The organism is Chromobacterium sp. FG89 (assembly GCF_057808735.1).
The window spans coordinates 83,747-108,522 of the sequence record NZ_JBMDIQ010000014.1; the positions used below are offsets into that span (position 1 = coordinate 83,747).

Annotated in this window: 23 protein-coding genes; 9 read left to right on the forward strand and 14 right to left on the reverse strand. The window is 62.9% G+C overall.

From position 1 onward, the window contains the following. Positions 1–49: 49 nt before the first annotated feature. The 4 genes from ACODRW_RS14970 to ACODRW_RS14985 all read right to left on the reverse strand — a co-directional run bounded on the left by ACODRW_RS14970 (position 50) and on the right by ACODRW_RS14985 (position 3,844). Entirely contained in the window at positions 50–727 is a 678-nt protein-coding gene (locus ACODRW_RS14970; protein ID WP_107798519.1) for an OmpA family protein, read from the reverse strand. A gap of 238 nt (positions 728–965) precedes the next feature. Continuing rightward, positions 966–1,478: a DUF934 domain-containing protein gene (locus ACODRW_RS14975; RefSeq protein WP_227104416.1), complete on the reverse strand. Its 513-nt coding sequence runs from the start codon at positions 1,476–1,478 to the stop codon at positions 966–968. Further along, positions 1,462–3,120, reverse strand: a complete 1,659-nt coding sequence (locus ACODRW_RS14980; RefSeq protein ID WP_227104418.1) for a nitrite/sulfite reductase — start codon at positions 3,118–3,120, stop codon at positions 1,462–1,464. The genes ACODRW_RS14975 and ACODRW_RS14980 overlap by 17 nt, the downstream gene beginning before the upstream one ends. Positions 3,121–3,139: 19 nt before the next feature. Continuing rightward, a complete protein-coding gene (locus ACODRW_RS14985) occupies positions 3,140–3,844 on the reverse strand; it encodes a phosphoadenylyl-sulfate reductase (protein WP_107798516.1) in 705 nt (234 codons plus the stop codon). A 112-nt stretch (positions 3,845–3,956) separates the two neighbouring features. Between ACODRW_RS14985 and cysB the strand changes: the two genes are divergently transcribed. Continuing rightward, a complete protein-coding gene (gene cysB, locus ACODRW_RS14990) occupies positions 3,957–4,901 on the forward strand; it encodes an HTH-type transcriptional regulator CysB (RefSeq protein ID WP_107798515.1) in 945 nt (314 codons plus the stop codon). 67 nt (positions 4,902–4,968) lie between these two features. On the opposite strand, the gene fabG is transcribed toward cysB, so the two are convergent. Together fabG and ACODRW_RS15000 are read right to left on the reverse strand one after the other, a co-directional pair. Beyond that, a complete protein-coding gene (gene fabG / locus ACODRW_RS14995) occupies positions 4,969–5,709 on the reverse strand; it encodes a 3-oxoacyl-ACP reductase FabG (RefSeq protein ID WP_043638508.1) in 741 nt (246 codons plus the stop codon). 254 nt (positions 5,710–5,963) lie between these two features. Then, the gene (locus ACODRW_RS15000; RefSeq protein WP_107798514.1) at positions 5,964–7,595 is read right to left on the reverse strand and encodes an ABC-F family ATPase; all 1,632 of its coding nucleotides are present in this window, start codon (positions 7,593–7,595) and stop codon (positions 5,964–5,966) included. Between the two features lie 175 nt (positions 7,596–7,770). Between ACODRW_RS15000 and dapA the strand changes: the two genes are divergently transcribed. Continuing rightward, positions 7,771–8,646 (forward strand): 4-hydroxy-tetrahydrodipicolinate synthase, encoded by an 876-nt coding sequence (gene dapA / locus ACODRW_RS15005; RefSeq protein ID WP_107798513.1) that lies wholly within the window; start codon positions 7,771–7,773, stop codon positions 8,644–8,646. Positions 8,647–8,677: 31 nt separating this feature from the next. Next, positions 8,678–9,805, forward strand: coding sequence for an NlpB/DapX family lipoprotein (gene bamC / locus ACODRW_RS15010; protein WP_107798512.1), 1,128 nt, complete (start codon positions 8,678–8,680; stop codon positions 9,803–9,805). A 696-nt stretch (positions 9,806–10,501) separates the two neighbouring features. On the opposite strand, the gene ACODRW_RS15015 is transcribed toward bamC, so the two are convergent. Continuing rightward, positions 10,502–11,635 carry a ribosomal protein uL16 3-hydroxylase gene (locus tag ACODRW_RS15015; RefSeq protein ID WP_488906081.1) on the reverse strand — a complete coding sequence of 378 codons (1,134 nt, stop codon included), beginning with the start codon at positions 11,633–11,635 and terminating at the stop codon, positions 10,502–10,504. 140 nt (positions 11,636–11,775) lie between these two features. Here ACODRW_RS15015 and ACODRW_RS15020 point away from each other — a divergent pair, with 140 nt between their 5' ends. After that, positions 11,776–12,255, forward strand: a complete 480-nt coding sequence (locus ACODRW_RS15020) for an FKBP-type peptidyl-prolyl cis-trans isomerase (RefSeq protein ID WP_107798510.1) — start codon at positions 11,776–11,778, stop codon at positions 12,253–12,255. Positions 12,256–12,378: 123 nt separating this feature from the next. On the opposite strand, the gene ACODRW_RS15025 is transcribed toward ACODRW_RS15020, so the two are convergent. From ACODRW_RS15025 to ACODRW_RS15050, 6 genes are all read right to left on the reverse strand, one after another. After that, positions 12,379–13,140, reverse strand: coding sequence for a phosphatase PAP2 family protein (locus ACODRW_RS15025; RefSeq protein WP_488906082.1), 762 nt, complete (start codon positions 13,138–13,140; stop codon positions 12,379–12,381). Next, positions 13,140–13,958, reverse strand: coding sequence for a peptide chain release factor N(5)-glutamine methyltransferase (gene prmC / locus ACODRW_RS15030; protein WP_488906096.1), 819 nt, complete (start codon positions 13,956–13,958; stop codon positions 13,140–13,142). Before prmC ends, ACODRW_RS15025 begins: the two co-directional genes overlap by 1 nt. An 8-nt stretch (positions 13,959–13,966) precedes the next feature. Continuing rightward, on the reverse strand, positions 13,967–15,406 hold the full coding sequence (mgtE, locus tag ACODRW_RS15035; protein WP_107798508.1) for a magnesium transporter: 1,440 nt from the start codon (positions 15,404–15,406) through the stop codon (positions 13,967–13,969). A 201-nt stretch (positions 15,407–15,607) separates the two neighbouring features. Further along, positions 15,608–16,294, reverse strand: coding sequence for a monofunctional biosynthetic peptidoglycan transglycosylase (gene mtgA, locus ACODRW_RS15040; protein ID WP_199225817.1), 687 nt, complete (start codon positions 16,292–16,294; stop codon positions 15,608–15,610). Positions 16,295–16,405: 111 nt separating this feature from the next. Further along, positions 16,406–17,227: a shikimate dehydrogenase gene (gene aroE, locus ACODRW_RS15045; RefSeq protein WP_107798507.1), complete on the reverse strand. Its 822-nt coding sequence runs from the start codon at positions 17,225–17,227 to the stop codon at positions 16,406–16,408. A gap of 193 nt (positions 17,228–17,420) precedes the next feature. Then, positions 17,421–17,873: a rhodanese-like domain-containing protein gene (locus ACODRW_RS15050; RefSeq protein WP_107798506.1), complete on the reverse strand. Its 453-nt coding sequence runs from the start codon at positions 17,871–17,873 to the stop codon at positions 17,421–17,423. Positions 17,874–18,222: 349 nt separating this feature from the next. On the opposite strand from ACODRW_RS15050, the gene glnA reads away from it, so the two are divergent. From glnA to ACODRW_RS15075, 5 genes are all read left to right on the forward strand, one after another. Continuing rightward, on the forward strand, positions 18,223–19,641 hold the full coding sequence (gene glnA / locus ACODRW_RS15055) for a glutamate--ammonia ligase (RefSeq protein WP_107798505.1): 1,419 nt from the start codon (positions 18,223–18,225) through the stop codon (positions 19,639–19,641). Between the two features lie 111 nt (positions 19,642–19,752). Further along, a complete protein-coding gene (locus tag ACODRW_RS15060) occupies positions 19,753–20,235 on the forward strand; it encodes a DUF4124 domain-containing protein (protein WP_107798504.1) in 483 nt (160 codons plus the stop codon). A 59-nt stretch (positions 20,236–20,294) separates the two neighbouring features. Beyond that, on the forward strand, positions 20,295–21,410 hold the full coding sequence (glnL, locus tag ACODRW_RS15065; protein ID WP_488877990.1) for a nitrogen regulation protein NR(II): 1,116 nt from the start codon (positions 20,295–20,297) through the stop codon (positions 21,408–21,410). 72 nt (positions 21,411–21,482) lie between these two features. Further along, positions 21,483–22,940, forward strand: a complete 1,458-nt coding sequence (gene ntrC, locus ACODRW_RS15070; RefSeq protein WP_488906083.1) for a nitrogen regulation protein NR(I) — start codon at positions 21,483–21,485, stop codon at positions 22,938–22,940. Positions 22,941–22,969: 29 nt separating this feature from the next. Further along, complete coding sequence (locus tag ACODRW_RS15075; RefSeq protein WP_486635637.1) at positions 22,970–23,710, forward strand: substrate-binding periplasmic protein; 741 nt, start codon at positions 22,970–22,972, stop codon at positions 23,708–23,710. Positions 23,711–23,824: 114 nt separating this feature from the next. Here ACODRW_RS15075 and ACODRW_RS15080 read toward each other — a convergent pair whose 3' ends face one another. Further along, entirely contained in the window at positions 23,825–24,757 is a 933-nt protein-coding gene (locus ACODRW_RS15080; RefSeq protein WP_488906084.1) for a LysR family transcriptional regulator, read from the reverse strand. Between the last annotated feature and the right edge of the window lie 19 nt (positions 24,758–24,776).

Sequence of the window (24,776 nt, forward strand, 5' to 3'; positions counted from 1 at the left end):
AAAGCCCCGCAAGATTGCGGGGCTTTTTGAACAGAGCGACTAATCGAGATTACTTCTTCTCAACCAGGGACTCTTTAACCGCGTCGATGGTCAGCTCAACGCGACGATCAGACTCGATGCATTCCTTGATAGCCAGGTTCTGCTTGGAACCTTTCTTCTGGTATTTCGGGAATTTGGCCTTGCACTCGGCGGTCATCTTGGCTTCAGCGGAGCCGCGACCTACGGAGGTCACTTTTTCAGCCGGAACGCCAGCAGCGATGAAGTAGCCTTTAACAGCGTCGGCGCGCTCTTGCGACAGACGGTTGTTGTAAGCGGCGGAACCCATGAAGTCGGTGTAGCCAGCAACTTCAACGGACTTCAGGTAGCCTTTGCCGGCGTTGGCTTTCAGCTTTTCAACCAGCGGGTCCAGTTCGTTCTTGGCGTCGGCGCGCAGCTTGGCCTTGTCGAAGTCGAACAGCACTTTAGCGGACAGGGTGACTTTTTCTTTTTCGGAAACCAGCACCGGCTTCGGAGCTTCGGCTACCGGCTTGGCAGCTTCACGGTCGCCACATTCAACCAGGCCGTCCTTGGCCTTGTCGAAGAAGTTGGTTCTCCAGCACTCGCCGTAGTTGTTGCGAGTCACGGATTCGGTGGACTGGTCAACGGCATAGCCAGGTTTAGCAGCAAAAGCGCTAGCGGAAACCAACAGAGCAGCAACCAGGGCGCTCAGTTTCAGCTGTTTAGTCATGTTATTCCCTCTTTAATCTATAAAATGGGTAGCAATGCGGGCTGACGCAAAGACCACACGAACAATTTTACTGCAAACAACAGGGTGATCTGCAAACTGTGTTTATGCAGTTAACCCGCACTATAGAAACGCTGCAATCCCATGTCAACTTGAGGCGCCACAGATTGCGAGCAATCCGTTGCAAAAAAACGTCAAAAAAAGCGTTTTTTTTCAGCCTCTGTCTCGCATAAGCCACACATTACACCGATGTGACGCGCCTACGAAACAGTGGCAGCGGGTTCAGCACGGTAGCCTGATAGTTTTCGCTAAAAGTATTGAAACCATCCAGCGAAGATTCCAGTGTCTTGCCGTCCTTGATGGCAAATGCATCAAAACCAACTTGCGCCATGGAATGCAGCAAGTCTTGCCAGACATCCCCGATCGCCCGCAGTTCCCCGCGATAGCCGTAGCGCTCGCGCAGCAAGCGCGCATGACTGTAGCCGCGCCCGTCGGTGAAGGCCGGAAAATCGACGGCGATCAGCTCCAGCTCTGGCAAATCGGCCAGTAGCCGCGCCGGATCGTCCTCCGGTCCCAGCCAGACGCCCACCCGCGCCGCATGGCTGCGCCAGAACGCGCGTCGTTCCAGCCAATCGGACAGCGGCACGATCACATTGCCGCCCGCGGCGGTTTCCGGCAACTGGCCGTTTTCATCCTGGCGCAGCAGATTCCAATCGTCGGGCCGGACTTGTCCCTGTTTAATGATGTTTGGCATACACCCGCTCCTTGAAGGGTTCGATGCCGATGCGGCGCACGGTTTCGATGAAGCGCTCGCCCGGACCGCGTTGCTCCAGATAGACGCTCATGATGGTGGTGAAGGCCTTGGGCACGTCGGCCTGGGCGAACGAGGGCCCGATCACCTTGCCTATGCTGGTGGCGCTGCCCTGGCTGCCGCCCAGCGTGATCTGGTACCACTCCTCCCCGTTCTTGTCGACGCCGAGTATGCCTATATTGCCGATGTGATGGTGGCCGCAGGCATTCATGCAACCGGAGAAATTGCAGTCGATGTCGCCGAGGTCGTAGAGATAGTCCATGTCCTCGAAGGTTTGCTGGATGGCCTCGGCCACCGGAATCGAGCGCGCGTTGGCCAGCGAGCAGAAGTCGCCACCCGGACAGCAGATGATGTCGGTGAGCAGGCCGATATTGGGAGTGGCGAAGCCGTGCTGGCGCGCCAGCTGCCACAAGGCGTGCAAATCCTTTTCCGGCACGTCCGGCAGCACCAGGTTCTGTTCATGGGCGACGCGCAGTTCGCCGAATCCGAAGCGCTCGGACAATTCCGCCGCCGCGTCCATCTGTTCCGCGCTGATGTCGCCGGGCGGCACGCCGGCGCGTTTCAGCGACAGCACGACCGAACGATAACCCGGCCGCTTGTGAGCGCGGGTATTGCGCTCCGCCCACCGGGCGAAGCCCTTGTCTTCTTCCAGCCAGGTCCGCAGCTCGGGCGGATTGGCCGGCAGCGTCTGATACGGCGGATCGGTGAAAAAGCTGGCGTAGTGCGCAACGTCCTCGTCGCGCAGCGTGGCCGGGCCGCCCTTGATATGCAGCCATTCGTCCTCCACCTTGGCGGCGAAGCCCTCCACCGTCATCGCCTTGACCAGGATCTTGATGCGCGCCTTGTATTTGTTGTCGCGGCGGCCGAAGCGGTTATAGACCCGCAGCACAGCGTCCAGATAGGTCAGCAGATGCGGGGTGGGCAGAAAATCCTTGACCACGTCGCCGACGATGGGCGTGCGCCCCAGTCCGCCGCCCACCATCACGCGGAAACCGACTTCGCCGGCCTCGTTGCGCACCACGTGCAGGCCGATGTCGTGCACGCGGGTGGCCGCGCGGTCTTCCACGCTGCCGGACACCGCGATCTTGAATTTGCGCGGCAGGAAGGTGAACTCGGGGTGCAGCGTGCTCCACTGACGGATGATCTCGCACCAGGGCCGCGGGTCCAGCAGCTCGTCGCCGGCCACGCCGGCGAAAGCGTCCGTGGTGGTGTTGCGCACGCAGTTGCCGGAAGTCTGGATCGCGTGCATTTCCACCGTGGACAGCTCTTCCAGGATATCCGGCACCCGCGCCAGCTCCGGCCAGTTGAACTGGATGTTCTGGCGGGTGGTGAAATGGCCGTAGCCCTTGTCGTAGCGGCGGGCGATGTCGGCCAGCTTGCGCAGCTGGCCGCTGCGCAGATGGCCGTAGGGAATGGCGACGCGCAACATGGGCGCATGGCGCTGCACGTACAGGCCGTTCATCAGCCGCAGCGGGCGAAACTCGTCCTCGCTCAGTTCGCCGGCCAGATAGCGCCGGGTCTGATCTCGAAACTGAACCACGCGCTCGCGCACGATGCGGTGATCGACTTCATCATATTGATACATGGTGCTCTTTCAGGCGGCGCTATGCCGGGCGTTTCAACGGGCTGGCCTTGACGTGCAGGCCGCATTCCTTGGAATCGGGGTTTTCCCACCACCAGCGGCCGGCGCGGACGTCCTCGCCCACCGAAATGGCCCGGGTACAGGGCGCGCAGCCGATGGAGGGGTAATGGCGGTCGTGCAGGGCGTTGTAGGGCACTTCGTGCGCGCGCAGATAGTCCCAGACCTCGCCCTCGCTCCAGTCCAGCAGCGGGCTGAACTTTTGCAGGCCGTTGTCGGCGTCGTATTCGCTGACCTGCAGATCCTGGCGCGTCGGCGACTGTTCGCGCCGCAGCCCGGTGATCCAGGCCGAACGCCCGGCCAGCGCGCGCCTGAGCGGCTCCAGCTTGCGCAGCTGGCAACAGGATTTGCGCGCGTCCACGCTGCGGTAAAAGCCGTTGATGCCGTGGAGGGCCACATACTGCTCCACCGCGGCGGACTGCGGAAAATACACGGCGACGGGGTGGCTGGGATAACGCTCTTCCACCCGCTGCATCAGGTCGTAGGTTTCCGCCGGCAGGCGGCCGGTGTCCAGGCTGAAGGCCGCGATGCCCAGGCCCAGGCGGGCGATCAGATCGGTCAGCACCATGTCCTCGGCGCCATAGCTGTTGGCCAGCACGGCGTCCGGATGCTCGGCCGCGATCGTCCTGAGGCAGGCGACGGTGGCGTCCAGTTTTGCTTCCAGGCTCATCAAAGGCTCCAGGCAGGAAATTTCATGACAATCCTACCCAAGCCGCTTATAAACCGAAAAGAATATTGTGTTAGTATTTAATTACTACAGGTTTTATAGAGGATGGCGTCGCATGAAGCTGCAACAACTGCGTTACTTGGTCGAGGTGGCCAAGCAAGGGCTGAACGTCTCGGAGGCCGCGGAAAAGCTGCACACCTCGCAACCGGGCATTTCCAAGCAAATCCGGCTGCTGGAGGACGAGCTGGGCATCCAGGTTTTCATCCGCAACGGCAAGCGGGTGGTCTCGGTGTCCGAGCCGGGCAAGGAGGTGCTGCGCATTTCCGAGCGCATTCTGCGCGAAGCGCAGAATCTGAAACGGGTGGGCGACGAATTCTCCAAGGAGGCGGAAGGCGCGCTGACCATCGCCACCACGCACACTCAGGCGCGCTACGCGCTGCCGCCGGCCATCGCCGAGTTCGTTCGACGTTACCCCAAGGTGAGGCTGTCGATCAAGCAGGGCAGCCCCACCCAGATCTGCGAAATGGTGGTGTCCGGCGAAGCCGACCTCGCCATCGCCACCGAAGGCATCGCCTTGTATAAGGAATTGGCGATGCTGCCCTGCTATGAATGGAACCGCTCCATCGTGGTGCCGGAAGGGCACGAGCTGACCAAGCTGGATCGCCCGCTGACGCTGGCGGACATCGCACGCTACCCCATCGTCACCTACGACTTCGCCTTCGCCGGCCGCTCCAAGATCAACAAGGCCTTCGCCGATCAGGGCCTGGCGCCCAATGTGGTGCTGACCGCGATAGACACCGACGTGATCAAGACCTATGTCAGCCTGGGGCTGGGCATAGGCATCATCGCCAGCATGGCCTACGAGCCGGAGCGCGATATCAATCTGCAGCTGCTGGACGCCGGCCATCTGTTCGAGCCGTCCACCACCAAGATCGGCATCCGCAAGGACGCCTATCTGCGCGGCTTCGCCTACACCTTCATCGAACTGTTCGCGCCCCATCTGCACCGGCGCGAAGTCGAAGCCGCGCTGCTGGCGCGCGACCCGGACAGCGAGGATTGAGCCGCTTCCGGCCAGACAAAACAAAACGCCCCGATATCGGGGCGTTTTCGCGTACAGGGGCGCCGGATCAGAGCGTCAGGCCGCCTGTCACCTCGATGGCCGCGCCGTTGATGTAGCTGGCCTCGTCGGACGCCAGGAAGGCGTAGACGTTGGCGATCTCTGTCGGGTCGGCCATGCGCCGCATCGGCACCTTGTCTTCCATCGCCTGGATCACTTTTTCCGGCATCGATTGCAGGATGGGAGTGGCGACAAAGCCCGGACACACCGCATTGGCGCGGATGCCCTTCTTGCCGAGCTCCTTCGCCCAGGTCTTGACGAAGCCGATGACGCCGAACTTGGACGCCGCGTAGTTGGTCTGGCCGAAGTTGCCGTAGACGCCCACCACCGAGGACGCGTTCAGGATCACGCCGCCGCCCTGCTCCACCATGGTGTCGATCACCGCGCGGGCACAGTTGTAAACGCCTTTCAGATTGATGTCGATCACCTTGTCGAACTGGTCTTCGGTCATTTTCATCAACTGGGCGTCCATGACGATGCCGGCGTTGTTGACCAGCACGTCGATGCGGCCGCGGCGGTTTTTCAGGTCGGCGACCATGTCGGCGATCTGGCCCTTATTGGTCACGTCCACCTTATAGCCTATGGCTTCGCCGCCGGCCTGCTGCAACTCCTCGACCACCGCGTTGACCGCGTCCAGATTGAGGTCGCAAACGGCGACGACTGCGCCTTCTTTGACGAATTTCTCGGCGGTCGCCTTGCCGATGCCGCTGGCGGCGCCGGTGATGATGGAGACTTTACCTTTCAAGCGCATGGATTTTCCTTACTGACTTTGTAGATGACAGGCAATCCGCCCGGAGGCCGGACTTACAACTCCACCATCGACCACCTATGGCCAAACACCTGTTTTTATTGGTTATTTTTTAAAGCAAAAAAGAAAAGCGGGAGTTTGTGCGCTGCAGCCATTGCAGCGCACAAGACGCACTGCAATATAGCGCACTGACTCCCGCCGGTAAAGCAACTGCTCTACAGGTCAGTTACCGCGTGTAACCGACCAAGAGCCGAGGCTTACTCCAGGCCCTTGCTGGCCAGATAGTCTTCGTAGTTGCCGGTGTAGTAGTCGTAACCGCCCTTGCCGTCCAGTTCCAGCACGTGCGTCGCCAGCGAGCTGACGAACTGACGATCGTGGGAAACGAAGACCAGGGTGCCCTTGTACTTCTCCAGCGCCATATTCAGGGACTCGATCGATTCCATATCCATATGGTTGGTCGGTTCGTCCATGATCATCACATTGGGCTTTTGCAGGATTAGCTTGCCGTACAGCATGCGTCCCTTCTCGCCGCCGGACAGCACGCGCACCGGCTTGCCCACTTCGTCGCCGCCGAACAACAGACGGCCCAGCGTACCGCGGATCACCTGCTCGTCGTCGCCTTCCTGGCCCCATTCGCGCATCCATTCGGTCAGCGTCATATCGCTGTCGAAATCGGCTTCATGGTCCTGGGCGAAATAGCCGACCTGGGCTTTTTCCGCCCATTTGATCGAACCGCGGTCGGCGCTCAGGCCTTCGGCGAACGGCGCGTTGAAGGCGCCGGCCAACAGCTTGACCAGCGAGGTCTTGCCCGCGCCGTTGGGGCCGATGACGGCCAGACGGGCGCCGGCTTCCAGGATCAGGCTCAGATCCTTGAACAGCACCTTGGCGTCGTAAGCCTTGTTCAGGTGATCCACCTCCACCGCCTGACGGTGCAGCTTGAACTTGTCGTCCATTTCAAAACGGATGAACGGGTTCTGACGGCTGGACGGCTTCACTTCCACCATTTCGGACTTCAGCTTGTCCACCTGCTTCAGTCGGCTGGTCGCCTGGCGCGCCTTGGATTTGTTGGCGGAGAAGCGGGCCACGAACTCCTGCAGTTCCTGGATGCGTTCCTTGGCCTTGCTGTTGGACGACAGCTGACGCTCTCTTGCCTGAGCCGACGCGATCATATAGTCGTCGTAGTTGCCCGGGTAGATGCGGATAGTGTTGTAGTCCAAGTCCGCCATATGGGTGCACACCGAGTTCAGGAAGTGACGGTCGTGCGAAATGATGATCATGGTGGCGTTGCGCTCGTTGAGCACATGTTCCAGCCAGCGGATGGTGTTGATGTCCAGGTTGTTGGTCGGTTCGTCCAGCAACAGGATGTCCGGATTGGAGAACAGGGCTTGCGCCAGCAAGACGCGCAGCTTCCAGCCCGGCGCCACTTCGCTCATCGGGCCGGCGTGCTGTTCCACCGGAATGCCCACGCCCATCAGCAGCTCGCCCGCGCGCGCCTCGGCGGTGTAGCCGTCGTATTCGGCGAACTTGGCTTCCAGTTCGGCCGCGTGCATATAGTCGTCTTCGCTGGCCTCCGGGTTGGCGTAGATGGCGTCGCGTTCGCTCATCGCAGCCCACATCTCGGTGTGGCCCATCATCACCACGTCGATGACGCGCTGATCTTCATAGGCGAACTGATCCTGACGCAGCTTACCCAGGCGCAGACCGTTCTCGATGGCCACCTCGCCGCTGGTCTGCTCCAGGTCGCCACCCAGAATCTTCATAAAAGTGGATTTGCCGGAACCGTTGGCGCCGATCAGGCCGTAACGGTTGCCTTCGCCAAATTTGACGGAAACCTTTTCGAACAAAGGTTTGACGCCAAACTGCATGGTAATGTTGCTTGTGGTAATCACGCTTAGGGATCCTTCAGCCAAATAGCCGTAAGTATCGGAAAAACGTGGGATTCTAGCACAGTGCCGGCGTTTTCCCGAGCCGTCCGTCACGGAAACGCCGCCTACCTTTTGCCAGCATCTGGAATTCCGCTACAATCGTAAGCCTTGTTTTCTATTCCCTGAGATAGGCTGAACTATGCTTACCGGCAGCTTGGTCGCCCTGGTCACCCCGATGTCCGCAGACGGCTCGGTGGACTACGAGGCACTGCGACGACTCGTCGATTTCCATATTGAGAATGGCACCGACGGCATTGTCGCGGTTGGCACCACGGGCGAATCCGCCACATTGAACGTGACCGAGCATATCGCCGTGGTCAAAGCGGTTGTCGAATACGCTGAAGGCCGCGTCAAAGTCGTCGCCGGCGCCGGCGGCAACTCCACGGCCGAAGCGATCGAGCTGAGCCACCTGTCCCAGGAGGTTGGCGCCGATTACGTGCTGTCCGTCGTACCTTATTACAACAAGCCCACTCAGGAAGGTCTGTACCAGCATTTCAAAGCGATCGCCGACGCCAGCAAGCTGCCGGTCATTCTTTATAATGTGCCCGGCCGCACCGTTGCCGACATGAGCAACGACACCGCGCTGCGCCTGGCCGCCCACCCCAACATTGTCGGCCTGAAAGACGCCACCGGCGACATCGGCCGCGCCTGCGATCTGGTCATGCGCGTTCCGGACGGCTTCACCCTTTATTCCGGCGATGACGCCACCGGCATGGCCTTCATGCTGTGCGGCGGCCACGGCGTGATCTCGGTCACCGCCAACATCGCCCCCAAATCCATGAGCGAGCTGTGCAAAGCCGCCACCAGCGGCAACGCCAAGCTGGCTCGCGAGATCAACGACAAGCTGCAAGGCCTGCACAAGCAGCTGTTTATCGAACCCAACCCGATTCCGGCCAAGTGGGCACTGACGCGGATGAACCGGATTCCCTCCGGCATCCGCCTGCCGCTGACTCCGCTCTCCCCCGACGCGCAAGCGGCCGTGGAAGCGGCGATGAAACAAGCCGACGTCCTTTAACCCTTCCCCTGCCGAAACGATGGGAGACCGCATGAAACGAACCGCGCCCGCCGCGATTCTGCTGGCAACTGGCATTATCGCCGGTTGCAGCTCGCAACAGCCGCTGACTAAAAAGCTGGACTACCAGTCCGACAAGCCCAAAACCGTCAACACTCTGGAAGTGCCGCCGGATCTGACCGCGCCGCAAGTCCAGAACAAATACACCATCCCAGGCGCCGCCAGCGCCGCCGCCCAGGGCGCCAAGACCGACGCGCCGGCGCAACAACCGGCGGCCGGCAGCTCGGTCGCGCTGAACCAGCTGGACAACGTCAAGATGGAACGCGCCGGCACCCAGCGCTGGCTGGTTGTATCCGGCAAGAGCCCGGAACAGCTGTGGCCCGCGCTGAAAGCCTTCTGGCAGGACAACGGCTTCGTGATCAAGAGCGAAGACCCGGCCGTGGGCGTGATGGAAACGGACTGGGCGGAAAACCGCGCCAAACTGCCCAACGACGGCCTGCGCAAGCTGCTGGAAACCGTCGGCCTCGGCAGCGTCTACTCCACCGGCGAGCGCGACAAGTTCCGCATTCGTCTGGAAAAAACCGCCAACGGCACGGAAGTTTACTTCTCCCACCGCGGCATGGAAGAAGTCTATGCCGACACCACCAAGACCAATACCATCTGGCAGCCGCGCGCCACCGACCCGGGCCTGGAAGCCGAGTTGCTGGGCCGCTTCATGATGAATCTGGGCATGGCGGAAGATAAAGCCCGCGAACAGGTCAAGCAGACGCTGAGCGCGCCGGCCAAACCGCAAACCCCCATCGTCGACGGCCAGTTGCTGCTCAGCGACGAGTTCGACCGCGCTTGGCGCCGCGTCGGCCTGGCGCTGGACCGCGTCGGCCTGGTGGTCAGCGACCGCGACCGTTCCCAGGGCGTTTACTTCGTCAAACCGGCCAAGAGCGAAACCGACAAGAACGAGTCCGGCGGCTTCTGGTCCGGCCTCGCCTTCTGGAAGAGCGACGACGGCAAATCCGCCAAACCCACGGAGCAGGAATACCGCGTGCAGATCAAGGAAACCGCGCCCGGCTCCAGCACGGTGTCCATCCAGGACAAACAAGGCAAGCCGCTGTCGGACGCCTTCAGCAAGGCCGCGCTGTCCAAGCTGCAAACCGAGCTGCAATAAGACGCGAAATCAACGCGTCCCAAAAGATAAAGCCCGCTGTCGCGGGCTTTTCTTTGCGCCTTGTTTTCCCAATGGCCGGTCAATGAATCCGGCCATCCGTTATCAGGCGATAATGTAACGCTTTGTAGCGAACAGACAATTGTGTTGTTTTCATGTTGCAACACCCCTTGTTCCATTTGCTACAGATACAAAAAAACCGGCCATAGCCGGTTTTTTTGTCGCAGGCCAAGAATTACTTGGCAGCGGAAGCCTCAGCAGCCGGAGCGGAAGCAGCAGCCGGAGCGGAAGCTTCAGCAGCCGGAGCGGATGCCGGAGCGGCAGCCGGAGCGGATGCTTCAACAGCAGGAGCGGAAGCTTCAGCCGGAGCTTCAGCTTTCTTACCGCAAGCGGACAGGGCTACAGCCAGCAGGGCAGCAACGAGGAGCGACTGTTTCATTTTTTCATTACCTTTGAGGATAAGTTGAACAAGACGTCAGTTATCGCACGGTCTTCGAAATAAGCCGGGCGACTGAAAATCCATCAGTGCGCAAATTGTATCACGAAAAAAAAGGCTGTATAGGGGGCAAAATTCCAAAAAAACACCTTTGCCCATAATCCTCTTCCGCAAAGCAGCATAGCCACAAAAACGGGCGTTTACCCCTGTCGTTGAGGCCAGAATTTGTCGATATCACTTGCGCATCCGAACAATTTCTGTGGTTATTTTGCTACATTCGTCGCCAAATGCCAATAGCCTGCCAGGTATCCCTCGTACAAACATTCCTGCATGCCAGGCCCAAGCGCCGCGCCGGCAATGCTCCTGGCATTGGCGAAGACGCGCCAAGCGGCGAAATCCTCTTCCGCGGCCTCCAGTTTCTCGCCGTTGCAATAGAAACTGTCGCCACAGAACAGGATCTGGCTCTTGCGGTCCAGTTCCAGTCCGCGCAATGTCGCTTCGCTCTCGAATTCGGCCTCGTCCAACTCATCTTCCGGCGCGTCGTAAAATACATGCGCCTTGGGTTCGGTCAGATAGTGGCCCAGGAAGTCCCCCACCGCGGCCTTGTCCCAACGGATCTGCTCCAGCAGACGGCTGACCTGCTCCACCATCTCGTCGCCGATCCGCGCCGGGTCCTGCTGCAGCTTGAGCCCGGGATCGGCGTACACGCCTTCCGCGCAGATGCGGTCCTGCAGATGCACCAGGAATTGCGTCGCCAGTTCCTGCGCCGGCGGCGCGCGGAAGCCGATCGAATAAGTCATGCCCGGGTCCAGCGCCACGCCGTGATGCGCGCACTTGGGCGGCAGATAGAGCATGTCGCCGTGCTCCAGCACGAACTCCTGCTCGCAACGGAAGTCCTTCAGCACCCGGATCGGCGCGTCTTCGATAAAGTCGTCGTCGTGCTGGGTGGAGATCTGCCAGCGCTTGCGCCCGCCCACTTGCAAGAGGAACACGTCGTAGGCGTCGAAATGCGGCCCCACGGTGCCGCCCGGCGGCGCGTAGCTGATCATCAGATCGTCCAGCCGCGCATAGGGAATGAAGTTGAAGCGCCACAGCAGCTCGTCGATATGCGGCAGATGCTGGTTAACGCCCTGCACCAGCAAGGTCCAGTCCGTCTCCGGCAACCGGCGGAAACGCGCCGGGCGGAACGGACCGCGCTCCAGGCTCCAGCGGCCGTTGCGGCATTCAATCAGACGCGACTCCGCGTCTTCGCGGGTCGCCAGTTGCGACAGCACCGAAAAATCCGCCAGCGGCCCCACCTCGGTCAGGGCGCCGCGGATCAGCAAAGGCTTCTTATGCCAGTACTCGGCGAGGAACTGTTCGGGCGACATCCCGCCCAGCAAAGTTGTTGTGTTCATGGCAGTTTCACGGGCTGAAACGCCCGGCAATGGTTTACAATATGGGATGCGCGCAATTGGCGGCGCATCTGAAAATCGTTTTCGATGGCCGGCTTGCGCCGCCATCCGCTTTATTTACCTTCCTTCACGGATCCGCACTCATGCAAATCTCCAAAAACACCGTCGTGACCCTCCACTACGAGATGTTCGACGCTGACAACAACCTCCTCGACAAGACCGAAGAGCCGATCAGCTATCTGCACGGTGGCTACGACGGCATCTTCCCGCTGGTGGAAGAAGCTTTGGAAGGCAAGGCCGTTGGCGACGCCATCGACGTCAAGATGACGCCGGACGACGCTTTCGGCGACCCGGAAGAAGAACTGATCCGCTTGGAAGACCTGGACGTGTTCCCGGCTGACGTCGAAGTCGGCATGATGTTCGAAGCCGACGATCCGGAAACCGGCGACGTGCTGCTGTTCCGCGTCACCGACATCGCCGACGGCAAGGCCGTGGTCGACGCCAACCACCCGCTGGCCGGCCAGAGCATCCGCTTCACCGCCAAGGTAGTGGAAATCCGCGCCGCCAGCGCCGATGAAGTCAGCCATGGTCACGCCCACGGCGAGCACGGCCACCACCATTGATCAGGCATCCGGCCCTGCCGGCACCGGCGTTATTGTAATGCTTTTGCCGGCGCGCCGGCCTGATTTCGACAAAGGCGGCCCATTGGGCCGCCTTTGTCATGCCTGAGCGCGAACGCTCCGGCGCTATCCCAAGCGCGCGCGCTGCCAGCGCCAACAACCCGCGGCCAGCACCAGCGCGCACACCGCCAGCCTCAGGCCGTACTCCTCATGGCTGCCCGGCTTGTACAACAGCCACAGCAGCTGCAGCGCCAAGGCCGGCAGCATCAGCGACTGCAGCCGCGCGCTCAAGCCCGCTGGCCATCCCCGAGGCCAGGCCCAGCGGCAAGCGGCGCTCATGGACGCCCATCCCAGCAAGGCGCCCACCGTCACATCCAGCGGCCAGTGCACGCCTATCGCCAAGCGCGACAGCATCACCAAGGCCACGGCCGCCGTCAGCAAGGCTCCGCGGCGCAAGACGCCTGAATAATAAAGAAAGCTCGCCAGCGTGGCGGATGCCATCGCATGGCCGGAGGGGAAAGAGCCGTTGCCGGGCAAATCATCCAGCAATTGCACCGAGCCCGGCGGCAGCGCCAACGGCGGTCGCGGCACGGCGAAGCCCGCCTTGAGCACGATGGCCAGAAACACGCCGACACCGCAGCCCGCCAACAAGGCCGGCAGCTTGTCCGGCCGCCGCCAGCTCAAGGCCAGCAGCAGGGCCAGCACCGTGGGCCAGTCGCCCAGCACGCTCAACAGACGCCAGAACGCGCCGGGCGCGACGCGGCCGGCTTCATGCAAAATCAGGAATAAATCGCGATTGAAGACCGGAGACGCCGCCAGCGGAATCGCCAGCGGCAATAACAACAACGCCGGCCACAGCCGGCGCAAACAGGACAACTTAAACCACATCAGTCAGCTTTCATCGTTGCAAGGGTGATTCGATCCAGACCCGCCAGATCGACAATGGTTTCCACTTGCAGCAAACCCGCGTCGGCGAAAAGCCCTCGCACCGCCGCGCCCTGGTCGTAGCCGTGCTCGACGATCAAGCCGCCGCCCGGCGCCAGCCGTCGCGGCGCGTCGGCGGCGATGGCGCGCAGACAGTCCAGCCCATCGGCCTCGTCGGTCAGCGCCATCCGCGGCTCGAAGCGCACATCCCCCTGCCCCAGGTGTTCGTCGTTACGCTGTATATACGGCGGATTGGACACGATGAGATCGAAGACCGCGTTCTCGGGCAAGGCTTGATACCAGCTGCCCTGATAAAAATCGACGCGCGCGCCCAGGCGTTCCGCGTTGCCGCGCGCGATGGCCAGCGCCTCCGGCGACAGATCAACGGCGCAGACCCGCCATGCCGGCGCCTCCAGCGCCAGCGTCGCGGCGATGGCGCCGCTGCCGGTGCCCAGGTCGACGACGCGGGCGGCGCGGTCGCCAAACCGCTGCAAGGCCGCCTCGATCAAGTGCTCGGTTTCCGGCCGGGGGATCAATACCTGCGGGCCCACGGTGAAATCGCGGCCGTAGAACTCTCGCCGGCCGATCAAATAGGCCACCGGCTCGCCGGCGGCGCGCCGGGCGGCGAGCGCGCGGAAACACGCCTCCTGTTCCGCGCTCAGCGTCTGTTCCGGGTAGGCCGCGATGCGGGCGTGAGTCAGCCCCGGCGCCGCCTGCTGCAACAGCATGCGGGCTTCCAGGCGGGGCAAGGGGTATAGGCGCAGCGCCTCGGCTATCGTCAGCATGGTCGTCACAACAGAAACAGGGTGGCGAGACCCAGGAAAATGAAAAAGCCGCCGGAGTCGGTGCAGGCGGTGATCAGCACGCTGGAGCCCAGCGCCGGGTCGCGGCCGGAGCGCTGCATCAGGCAGGGAATCAACACGCCCATGGTGGCGGCCAGCATCAGATTGAGCAGCATCGCGCCCAGCATCACCAGACCCAGCGAAAAGCTGCCGTACAACAGCCAGGCCACGCTGCCTATCACCCCGCCCCACAGCACGCCGTTGATCATGCTGACTCGCAACTCCTTGCGCCACAAACGCCAGGCCTGGCTCAGCTGCATCTGCCCCATGGCCAGCGCCCGCACGATCATGGTGATGGTTTGATTGCCGGAGTTGCCGCCGATGCCGGCGACGATGGGCATCAGCGCGGCCAGGGCCACCAATTGGGAAATGGAGTGTTCGAACACGCCGATCACCCGCGAGGCGATGAAGGCGGTGCACAGATTGATCGCCAGCCAGGCCCAGCGGTTCTTCACCGAGTCGATCACCGGCGCGAACAGGTCTTCTTCCTCTTTCAAGCCGGCCAGATTCAGCACTTCGCTGTCGGATTCCTCCCGGATCACGTCCACCATCTCGTCCACGGTCAGCCGGCCGATCAGCTTGCCGGCCTCGTCCACCACCGGCGCGGTGATCAAGTCGTAGCGCTCGAAGGCCAGCGCCGCGTCGGCGGCGTCCTCGTCCGGGCTGAAACTGACCAGCTCGGTGGCCATCACTTCGGCCACCAAGGCGTCGGGGTCGGACACCAGCAGTTTGCGGATGGACAGCACGCCCTTGAGCAGGCCCAAGTCGTCGATGACGAAGATTTTGTCGGTATGCGCCGGCAGTTCGTCGAAACGGCGCAGATAGCGCAGCACCACTTCGCAGCTGACGTCGGCGCGGATCTTGACCAGGTCGAAGTCCATCAGCGCGCCGACCTTGTCCTCGTCGTAGGACAGCGCGGATTGCAGCTGGGCGCGCTCTTCCTCGTCCAGGCCGCCCATCACTTCGTACACCACCTGGCGCGGCATGTCCGGCGCCAGTTCGGCCAGTTCGTCGGCGTCCAGTTGCTCGGCGGCGTTGACCAGCTCGCCGTGCTCCATCACTTCGATCAGCGATTCCCTGACCGCGTCGGACACTTCCAGCAGGATGGCGCCGTCGCGCGCGCCGCCCACCTGGTCCCAGACCAGCAGGCGGTCTTCCAGCGGCAAGGCTTCCAGGATATGGGCGACGTCGGCCGGGTGCAGCTGCTCCAGCTTCAGCCGCAGCGCTTCCAGATTGTAATGCGGGGCCAGCGGGTCCGTCGGCGGCTCGGACGCCTCCTGACGGGATACAAGATCTTCCAACTGCCGCTGGCGCTCGATCAGGCGCTGCACCAGGGCCAGGCTTTCTTGCAGACGATCGGCGGATTGTTGCTTGAAGGCAACCGTCATGCACGTCTCCTTCCGCCCAGATGGCGCGCGCGGCGCGGGCGGTCTGAGGCGGGCGTTATTCTCTAACGGTAAATCGGGATTGGATTACGGGGTAACTGGGTAAGTCCATTGCGTAGCCGCCATGCCTCGCGCATGGCGCACTCAAAGAAAGTCGCGATTGTAACATGCCGCCTGCGCCGCTCCAATCCGGCCCCCGGGCGCTCACGGCAGTTCCACATAGCCCATACGCCGCTGGATGATGCGGGTCTTGCGCGCCAGGCCCGGCGCGCCGCGATGGCTGTCGTAATAGCGCGGATTGGGCACCATCGCCGCCAGCTTGGCCGCCTGCGACGAAGACAGCCGCGCCGCGCTGGAGCGGTAGTAATAGCGCGAGGCCGCCTCCGCGCCGAAAACCCCGTTGCCCCACTCGATCACGTTCAGGTAAATCTCGAAAATGCGCCGCTTGTCCAACACCGTTTCCAGCATCACCGTGATCAAGGCTTCCTCCACCTTGCGCCACGGCGTCTTGCTGCTGGACAGGAACAAATTCTTGGCCAGCTGCTGGCTGATGGTGGAGCCGCCGGCGACGATCTTGCCCTTCTTCAGGTTTTTTTCGAAAGCGGCCTCGATGCCGTCCCAATCGAAACCTTCGTGATCGACGAACTTGGCGTCTTCCGACGCGATCAGCGCGCGCTTCAGATTGGGCGAGATCTGCTCGTAACTCACCCATTTGTGGCGCAGCTCCGCCTCGGGGTCGTCCTGCTGCAGCTTGGCCAGCTGTTCGTTCATGAAGGCGCTGGCCGACGGATTGTGGCCGCGCCAATAAACGATATGGCCGAAGATCCACAGGTTATACAGCAGAAAGGCGGCCATCAGGGCCGCCAGTACTTTCAGGAAGAGACGCATCATCTGACTCGCGAAGCGAGCCCCCTCGCAGGGCAAGGGGGATTGGGATTCAAACCGCGGGAGGGGAAAGCGACGCCTTGTTGATGGGTCCGGACCCGCCGGACCCGGCGAGCGTCAGGCCAGCACTTCCCGCAGCATATTGGTCACCTTGCGGGTGGCCGGCTCCACGCCGCGCCAGATGGCGAAGGACTCCGCCGCCTGCTCCACCAGCATGCCCAGGCCGTCGGCCAGCATGCCGGCGTTTTCCGCCTGCGCGCGTTGCAAGAAAGGCGTCAGGCCCTTGCTGTACACCATGTCGTAAGCCAGGGTGCGCGCGGTGAACAGGCCGTAGGGGATGGGCGGCAATTCATTGCTGAGGCTGGTCGAGGTGGCGTTGATCACGATGTCGAAGCTGCGGCCCTTCAATTGCTCGTAGCCTATGGCCTCCACCTTGCCCCAGGGCGCGAAATGATGCGCCAGCGCCTCGGCCTTGATCAGCGTGCGGTTGGCGATGGTCAAGGAGGCCGGCTTTTGCGCCAGGATGGGTTCCAGCACGCCGCGCACCGCGCCGCCCGCGCCCAGAATCAGCACCTTGGCGCCGGCGATCGGGTAGTCCAGATTGTCCACGATGTCGCGCACCAGGCCCACGCCGTCGGTGTTGTCGCCGTAGATCTTGCCGTCGCGGAAGCACAGAGTGTTGACCGCCTCCGCCGCGCGGGCGCGCTCGGTCAGCTCATTGGCGAAACGGTAGGCGTCGCCCTTGAACGGCAGCGTGATATTGAGGCCCTTGCCGCCGGCGGAGACGAACTCGGCCACCACCTCGTTGAAACGCCCCAGTTCGGCGAACAACTTGTCGTAAGCGATATCCTGGCCGGTGGCCGTCGCGAATTCGTTATGGATGAACGGCGACTGGCTGTGCGAAACAGGGTTGCCGATAACGGCGTAACGGTCGGTCATGAGTCAGCTTTCCAAGATTTGGCTATGTTTTCGGTATTCGGATAGAGAGTGGCTAACAAAGCCCCGGCGCCGCGTCGCGCTTGGCTTTATTGGCGGCTCTCGTCGCGTCCGCGCCGCCCTGCCGGCGGCGCTATGACACTTTGCCGTGGAATACGCCAAACTTCAACCACGACGTCGCCGCGCCGGCCCCGGCTCAGCCTTGTTGCCAGGGCAGGCCGCGCGCTTTCCAGCCGCCCACAGTGTTGCGGTGGCCGTCGGCGTCCTTGTCGCCCTCAAACCCCTCCAGCACGTTGTAGGCTTCGGTGTAACCGGCGGCGGCGGCCATGCGCGCCGCTTCGTCCGAGCGCACGCCGGAACGGCACATCAGCATCAGCACGCCGTCCTTGGGCAGCATGTCCTGCAATTGCTCGATGAAACGCGGATTGGGCTGCATGCCGGGAAAGCTCCGCCACTCCAGCCGCTGGGCATAGGGCACCACGCCGACGAACTGCCATTCCGCCGCGCTGCGCACGTCCAGCAGCACCGCTTCCGGCATCGCCTGCTTCAGCTGGTGCGCTTCCTGCGGCGTCAAGGCGCCGCGATAGGGCAAGCCCTGTTCTTCCGCCCGGCGCCGCGCCTGTTGCAATAGCCGCGTCATCTGATCCATGCAAGCTCTCCCCGCGGCCCGGCCGCCTTGTCGAACCGCCGACACCCCTTGACGCTGCGCCGGCCGGCCTCAGCGTCTTAGCGGGGTTTTGTCAGCCGCTCTCGTTACCTTATATACGGAACATACGGATTATCCATATCGACGAAGACGGCCGCAATGCCGTCAACGCCCTGTTTTGGTGCATAAGCCGAATCCAGGCACCACCCTGGTTCATTCAACTCCGCTAGCGCCCGGTTTTGGGCTATGACACAATGGAATCTCAGCGATTTCATAGCTGGCACGCTTAATGCTTAAGAGCCTGCCATCCACTCATTCGCACATGATGCATGTAGCCTTTCAGGAGAAAACCATGGCGGTTGCAGACGTAGTCAAGCTGATTACCGAAAATGATGTCAAGTTCATCGACCTGCGCTTTACCGATACCCGCGGCAAAGAACAACACGTGTCGATTCCGGCCCATGTGCTGCTGGACGATCCGGACGCATGGTTCGAACACGGCCACGCTTTCGACGGTTCCTCGATCGCAGGCTGGAAAGGCATCCAGGCATCCGACATGCTGTTGATGGCCGACCCGGCCACCGCCCGCATCGACCCGTTCTACGACGAACCCACCGTCTTCCTGCACTGCGATGTGATCGATCCGGCCGACGGCAAGGGCTACGACCGCGACCCGCGCTCCATCGCCAAACGCGCCGAAGCCTATCTTAAGGCTTCCGGCCTGGGCGACACCGCCTATTTCGGCCCGGAACCGGAATTCTTCATCTTCGACAGCGTGACCTGGGGCACAGACATGTCCGGCTGCTTCGTCAAGATCAAGGCCGAAGAAGCCGCCTGGGCGTCCGCCGAAGAGTTCGAAGGCGGCAATATGGGTCACCGCCCGGGCATCAAGGGCGGTTACTTCCCGGTGCCGCCGGTGGATTCCTCGCAGGACATCCGCTCCGCCATGGTGCTGCTGCTCGAAGAGCTGGGCATCCCGGTGGAAGTGCACCACCACGAAGTGGCCACCGCCGGCCAGAACGAGATCGGCACCAGGTTCAGCACCCTGACCCAGCGCGCGGACTGGACCCAGATCCTGAAATACGTGGTGCACAACGTGGCCCACAGCTACGGCAAGACCGCCACCTTCATGCCCAAGCCCATCGTCGGCGACAACGGCTCCGGCATGCACGTGCACCAGTCCATCTGGAAGGACGGCAAGAACCTGTTCGCCGGCGACGGCTACGCCGGCCTGTCCGAAACCGCGCTCTACTACATCGGCGGCATCATCAAGCACGCCAAGGCGCTGAACGCGATCACCAACCCGGGCACCAACTCTTACAAACGCCTGGTGCCGCACTATGAAGCGCCGGTGAAGCTGGCTTACTCCGCCAAGAACCGCTCCGCCTCCATCCGCATTCCGCATGTGGCCAGCCCCAAAGGCCGCCGCATCGAAGCGCGCTTCCCGGACCCCTTGGCCAACCCCTATCTGTGCTTCTCCGCTCTGCTGATGGCCGGCCTGGACGGCATCCAGAACAAGATTCACCCGGGCGACGCCGCGGACAAGAACCTGTACGATTTGCCGCCGGAAGAAGACAAGCTGATCCCGACCGTATGCGCCAGCCTGGACGAGGCACTGGCCGCTCTGGACAAGGACCGCGAGTTCCTGACCCGCGGCGGCGTGTTCTCCAATGACTGGATCGACGCCTACATCGAGCTGAAGATGCAGGAGGTCAACCTGACCCGCATGACCACCCATCCGGTGGAATTCGCGATGTATTACTCGCTGTAATACCGGCGCATGGAAAAACGGCAGCCTCCGGGCTGCCGTTTTCATATATGACTTGTCCGGCGGATTTGCATATCATTGCAGAGCTGAAACCCGGAACTCGACACGCCGCCCATGAAAACTCTATCGCTTTGTCTCTTGCTGTTGCTGAGCGCCTCCGCTCACGCCACCGTTTACAAGTACGTGGACAAAGACGGCAACGTCACTTTCACCAATGTGCCGATACGCGGCGCGCAGGCGATCCGGCTCAACCCGCTCTCCTCCTATCCCAGCCAGCACAAGAAAAGCGCCTCCCCGGCCAACAGCAGCGGCGGCAACGGAGACGCCAAGCCCTCCGGCAGCTACCCCAGCGTCGATCCCGGCACCCAGAAGCAGCGCGACAACGGCCGCCGCAAGATCCTGGAACAGGAGCTGGCCAATGAGCAAAAAGCGCTGAGCGAGGCGGAAAAGGCGCTGACCGACGGCAAGGCCACGCGCAACGGCGACGAAACCCGCAATTACCAGAAATACCTGAACCGGGTGCAGAAGCTGCAGGACGAAGTCACCGACCGCCAGAAAAACGTGGAAGCCTTGCGTCGCGAGCTGGGGCAGAACTAGTTTGACGCACCATCATGGTGCATACTGAAAAGAAATGGGCCATTCCCGGGCGCGCGGGCATGGCCCGAATTTTGCTCAGCCTGCGCAAGCCCTCCGCCTCCGCCTACAGGACACACCGCACCATGCCGCCGACCAGCTTTGCCGGACTAGAACTGCTGGACACCCCCGTGCTGATCGTCGACGCCGACGGCGCGCTGCATTTCGTCAATCCCGCATGCGAGAACCTGCTGGCGTTGGGCAGCCGTGAGCTGCGCCGCCACAGCCTGTTCGATCTGTTCCAGCCCTGCCCGGCGCTGCGCCAGGCGCTGTCCACCGCGCTGCGCCACAATGCCAGCTTCATCGAGCACGATCTGGAACTGATCCCGCAGCACAGCGAACAGGCGCTGCACATCGCGCTGTCGGTGGCCCCGGTGGACGCGGACGGCGGACTGGCGCTGATCGAATTGCGGCCGCTGGATCAGCAGTTGAAGATCGCCAACGAGGAACGGCTGCTGCTGCAACACCAGGCCAATCGGGAGCTGATCCGCAACCTGGCGCATGAGATCAAGAACCCGCTGGGCGGCATCCGCGGCGCGGCGCAATTGCTGGAGCACGAATTGCTGGACCGCCCGGAGCTGAAGGAATACACCGCGGTGATCAAGGAGGAGGCACTGCGGCTGCAATCGCTGGTCGACCGGCTGCTGGCGCCGCACCGCAGCCATGTGCGCGGCGAGATCAATATCCACGAAGTGCTGGAACGCGTGCGCAGCATCGCCCTGGCCGAATATCCGCAGGGCCTGCAGATTCGCCGCGACTACGACACCAGCCTGCCCCAGCTGGTGGCCGACAAGGAACAGCTGATCCAGGTGGCGCTCAACATCGTCAAGAACGCCGTTCAGGCGATGAAGGGCCGCGGCCAATTGATTCTGCGCACCCGGGTGGCGCGCCAGGTGACGCTGGCGCGCAAGCGCCACACCCTGGCATTGAAATTGCAGATCATCGACGACGGTCCCGGCATCCCCGACGAGATCAAGGACCATATTTTCTACCCGCTGGTCACCGGCCGCGCCGAAGGCACCGGCCTGGGGCTGACCCTGGCCCAGGCCTTCGTCCACCAGCACGGCGGCAATATCGAATTCGACTCCCGGCCGGGACAGACCTGCTTCACCGTGACCTTGCCTTTCGCCACGGATTGAGCGGACCCGCCCACCCCAAACACATTGCCGCCGCCCGCTCACGCCGGCGGCGCCGAGCACAAGGATTTCGCGATGAACCAAGCGGTATGGATTATTGACGACGACAAGGCGATACGCTGGGTGCTGGAAAAGGCGCTGGGGCGCGCCGGCATCGGCTTCGACAGCTTCGCCAGCGCCGACGACGCGCTGAACGCGCTCTACGACCGCGCCCCGCAAGTCATCATTTCGGACATCCGCATGCCGGGCACCGACGGGCTGAAATTCCTGTCCAAGGTCAAGTCCGAGCACCCGACGCTGCCCGTCATCATCATGACCGCGCACTCCGATCTGGACTCCGCAGTGGCGGCCTTCCAGGGCGGCGCCTTCGAATACCTGCCCAAACCCTTCGACGTCGATCAGGCGGTGCTGCTGATCGAGCGCGCGCTGGCGGAAAGCCGGCCGGACATCGCGGTCAGCGATCATCCGGAAGCGATGCCGGTGCTGCTGGGCCAGGCGCCGGCGATGCAGGACGTATTCCGCGCCATCGGCCGGCTGTCCCAGTCCAACGTCACCGTGCTGATCACCGGCGAATCCGGCACCGGCAAGGAGCGCGTGGCCGAGGCGCTGCACCGCCACTCGGTGCGCGCGGGCAAACCCTTCATCGCGCTGAACACCGCCGCCATTCCCAAGGACTTGCTGGAGTCGGAACTGTTCGGCCATGAAAAAGGCGCGTTCACCGGCGCGCAAGCCACCCGTCGCGGCCGCTTCGAGGAGGCCGAGGGCGGCACGCTGTTCCTGGACGAGATCGGCGACATGCCCACCGAGCTGCAAACCCGGCTGCTGCGCGTGCTGTCCGACGGGCACTTCTACCGCGTCGGCGGCCACACCCCGATCAAGGCCAATGTCCGCGTCATCGCCGCCACGCATCAAAACCTGGAACAGCGCGTGCGCGACGGCCAGTTCCGCGAAGACCTCTACCACCGCCTGAACGTAATCCGCCTGCGGCTGCCGCCGCTGCGCGAACGGCGCGAGGACATCCCGCTGCTGGCCCGCCACTTCCTGGCCAAGAGCGCCACCCAGCTGGGCGTGGAACCCAAGCGGCTCAGCGACGGCGCCATGGACGTGGTCAAGCACAGCCTGTTCTCCGGCAATGTGCGCGAACTGGAAAACCTGTGCCAGTGGATCAGCGTGATGGCGCCCGGCCAGACCGTGGAAGTGGCCGATCTGCCGCAGGAACTGCGCGACCCGGCCGCCGGCGCGCGCCATGCCGGCGGCGCGGAAGCGGGACAGCTTGACTGGCCGCAGCTGCTGGCCGAAGAGGTCAGCCGCCGCCTGCGCGCCGGCGAGGCCGGCATCATCGACGAGCTGACCCGGCGCTTCGAAACCAGCTGCATCCGCAGCGGCCTGACCCATACCGGCGGCCGCAAAGTGGAGGCCGCCCACCTGCTGGGCTGGGGCCGCAACACCCTGACCCGCAAGATCCAGGAACTGGGTTTGGAAGCCCATGCCGATGAAAGCCATGACAAGGCCGATCTCGGGCTCATAAAATGAATCCATGATCATTCCGCAAGGACCCGCCCATGTCCAAATCCGCGCTGGCGCTGCTCACCCTGCTGGCCGGCGGGTGGGTCCACGCCGCTCCCGTCCTGCGCATCGTCGTCGGCAGCGCCGAACCGGCGCCCTTCATCCAACAGACCTCCTCGCAACTGTCCGGCCCCGTCATCGACCTCGCCCGGCAAGCGGCGGAACACTGCGGCCTGCACGCCCAGTTCCGACAGCTGCCGGCGCGACGCCTGCTGCGCAGCCTGGCGCTGAACCAGGCCGACGCCGCCGCCATGCTCTCCTTCCAGACTGACCGCGCCAAGCAGATGCTCTATCCGATGCGCGGCGAGCTGGCGGACAGCCGGCTGAGGCTGACCGCGCTGTCCTACGTGCTCTACGTTCCGCAAACTTCAACACTGCGTTGGGACGGCCACCGGCTGGACCTGCCCGAGGACGACAGCGTCGGCGTCAATCGCGGCTGGTCGGTCATCCGCGTATTGAAAGCCCGCCGGATTCCCACCGAGGCCGGCGCCGATCTGGAAGAAAATTTCGCCAAGCTGCAGGCGGGCCGCATCGCCGCCTTCGCCATGCACGAACCCGGCGGCGACGCTTACCTGGCGCAACACCCGCAGCTGCGCATGAAAAAGCTGCTGCCGCCGCTGAAGACCGAAAACAGCTATCTGGTGTTCGGCAAGGCTTACGGCCAGGCGCATCCGGAACGCATGCGCTGCGTCTGGAATCAATTGCCGTCGCTGCGCCGGCAATTGGACCTGCCCTAAGAGCCGGTTCACAGTCTCGTGAGCAAGGGCGAGACCAGCGGAGAAAGCGGAATCTACTCGTGGCGCATGAGCATGTCGCAGACGGCGCGCAGCCGATCATAAACCGCTTCCCAGTCAGGCGGCCGCGCCCAGCGGCGTCAGCCCCGGCAAGGTGGCGAAGCTCTGCTCTCTCACCGTGGCCAGAAAATCCTGCATATAAGCGAGGCCGCCGTCGTCGCTGCGCACCGCCGCGTACAACTCGCTGCTCAAACCGCTCTCGCCTATCGGCCGCGCCACCACGTAGCCGCGCTCAAGATAGGGCTTGACCGCCCAGTAGGGCAAGGCCGCCACCCCGCGGCGGCTAGCCACCAGCTGGATGATGGCGATGGTCAGCTCGCTGCTGCGCCGCGCCGGGTTGACGCCCGCCGGGCGCAAAACCTTGCGCACCAGATCCAGCATCTCGTCCGGCACCGGGTAATGGATCAGCGTTTCCCCGGCGAAGTCCTCCGCCAGCCAGCAGCGCTTGTTCGCCAGCGGGTGATCCCGCGCCACGATGCCCACCATCTCATAAGCGAACAGCGGCTGGTAATCGACGCCGGCCTGCGGCTCCGCCTCCGACACGATGGCCAGATCGGCGCGATGGCTCAGCAGCAGGCTGACCGGATCGGTGTGGAAGCCGGACACGATGTCCAGTTCAACGCCCGGCCAATGCTGGCGGAATGCGTCCATCGCCGGCATCAGCCAGTCGAAGCAGGTATGGCACTCCACCGCCACCCGCAACTCGCCGGCCTCCCCCTGGCGCAGCCGCGCCAGATCGCGCTCTGCCGACGCCACCCGGGCATTCAGGTCGTGCGCCAGCGCCAGCAGCCGCTCGCCGGCGGCGGTGAAGCGCAGCGGCTGGGTCTTGCGCTCGAACAAGCTCATGCCATAGCCCTGCTCCAATTGTTTCAACTGGTGCGAGAGCGCGGACTGGGTCAGGAACAGGCGGCTGGCCGCCAAAGACACGCTGCCGGTTTCGGCCAGCGCCAGCAGGGTGCGCAGATGTCGGATCTCCAGAATGCTCATCATGAATTCATTTCATGTTAAC

Bases quoted from the DNA above. Each gene is read 5' to 3' on its own strand.
- fabG (WP_043638508.1), bottom strand. From the start codon at position 5,709: ATGCGCTTGAAAGGTAAAGTCTCCATCATCACCGGCGCCGCCAGCGGC.
- ACODRW_RS15050 (WP_107798506.1), bottom strand. From the start codon at position 17,873: ATGGATCAGATGACGCGGCTATTGCAACAGGCGCGGCGCCGGGCGGAA.
- glnA (WP_107798505.1), top strand. From the start codon at position 18,223: ATGGCGGTTGCAGACGTAGTCAAGCTGATTACCGAAAATGATGTCAAG.
- mtgA (WP_199225817.1), bottom strand. From the start codon at position 16,294: ATGATGCGTCTCTTCCTGAAAGTACTGGCGGCCCTGATGGCCGCCTTT.
- cysB (WP_107798515.1), top strand. From the start codon at position 3,957: ATGAAGCTGCAACAACTGCGTTACTTGGTCGAGGTGGCCAAGCAAGGG.
- ACODRW_RS15075 (WP_486635637.1), top strand. From the start codon at position 22,970: ATGTCCAAATCCGCGCTGGCGCTGCTCACCCTGCTGGCCGGCGGGTGG.
- mgtE (WP_107798508.1), bottom strand. From the start codon at position 15,406: ATGACGGTTGCCTTCAAGCAACAATCCGCCGATCGTCTGCAAGAAAGC.
- aroE (WP_107798507.1), bottom strand. From the start codon at position 17,227: ATGACCGACCGTTACGCCGTTATCGGCAACCCTGTTTCGCACAGCCAG.
- ACODRW_RS15025 (WP_488906082.1), bottom strand. From the start codon at position 13,140: ATGTGGTTTAAGTTGTCCTGTTTGCGCCGGCTGTGGCCGGCGTTGTTG.
- ACODRW_RS14975 (WP_227104416.1), bottom strand. From the start codon at position 1,478: ATGCCAAACATCATTAAACAGGGACAAGTCCGGCCCGACGATTGGAAT.
- ACODRW_RS15060 (WP_107798504.1), top strand. From the start codon at position 19,753: ATGAAAACTCTATCGCTTTGTCTCTTGCTGTTGCTGAGCGCCTCCGCT.
- ACODRW_RS14980 (WP_227104418.1), bottom strand. From the start codon at position 3,120: ATGTATCAATATGATGAAGTCGATCACCGCATCGTGCGCGAGCGCGTG.
- ACODRW_RS15015 (WP_488906081.1), bottom strand. From the start codon at position 11,635: ATGAACACAACAACTTTGCTGGGCGGGATGTCGCCCGAACAGTTCCTC.
- ntrC (WP_488906083.1), top strand. From the start codon at position 21,483: ATGAACCAAGCGGTATGGATTATTGACGACGACAAGGCGATACGCTGG.
- ACODRW_RS15080 (WP_488906084.1), bottom strand. From the start codon at position 24,757: ATGATGAGCATTCTGGAGATCCGACATCTGCGCACCCTGCTGGCGCTG.
- ACODRW_RS14985 (WP_107798516.1), bottom strand. From the start codon at position 3,844: ATGAGCCTGGAAGCAAAACTGGACGCCACCGTCGCCTGCCTCAGGACG.
- dapA (WP_107798513.1), top strand. From the start codon at position 7,771: ATGCTTACCGGCAGCTTGGTCGCCCTGGTCACCCCGATGTCCGCAGAC.
- ACODRW_RS15020 (WP_107798510.1), top strand. From the start codon at position 11,776: ATGCAAATCTCCAAAAACACCGTCGTGACCCTCCACTACGAGATGTTC.
- bamC (WP_107798512.1), top strand. From the start codon at position 8,678: ATGAAACGAACCGCGCCCGCCGCGATTCTGCTGGCAACTGGCATTATC.
- glnL (WP_488877990.1), top strand. From the start codon at position 20,295: ATGGCCCGAATTTTGCTCAGCCTGCGCAAGCCCTCCGCCTCCGCCTAC.
- ACODRW_RS14970 (WP_107798519.1), bottom strand. From the start codon at position 727: ATGACTAAACAGCTGAAACTGAGCGCCCTGGTTGCTGCTCTGTTGGTT.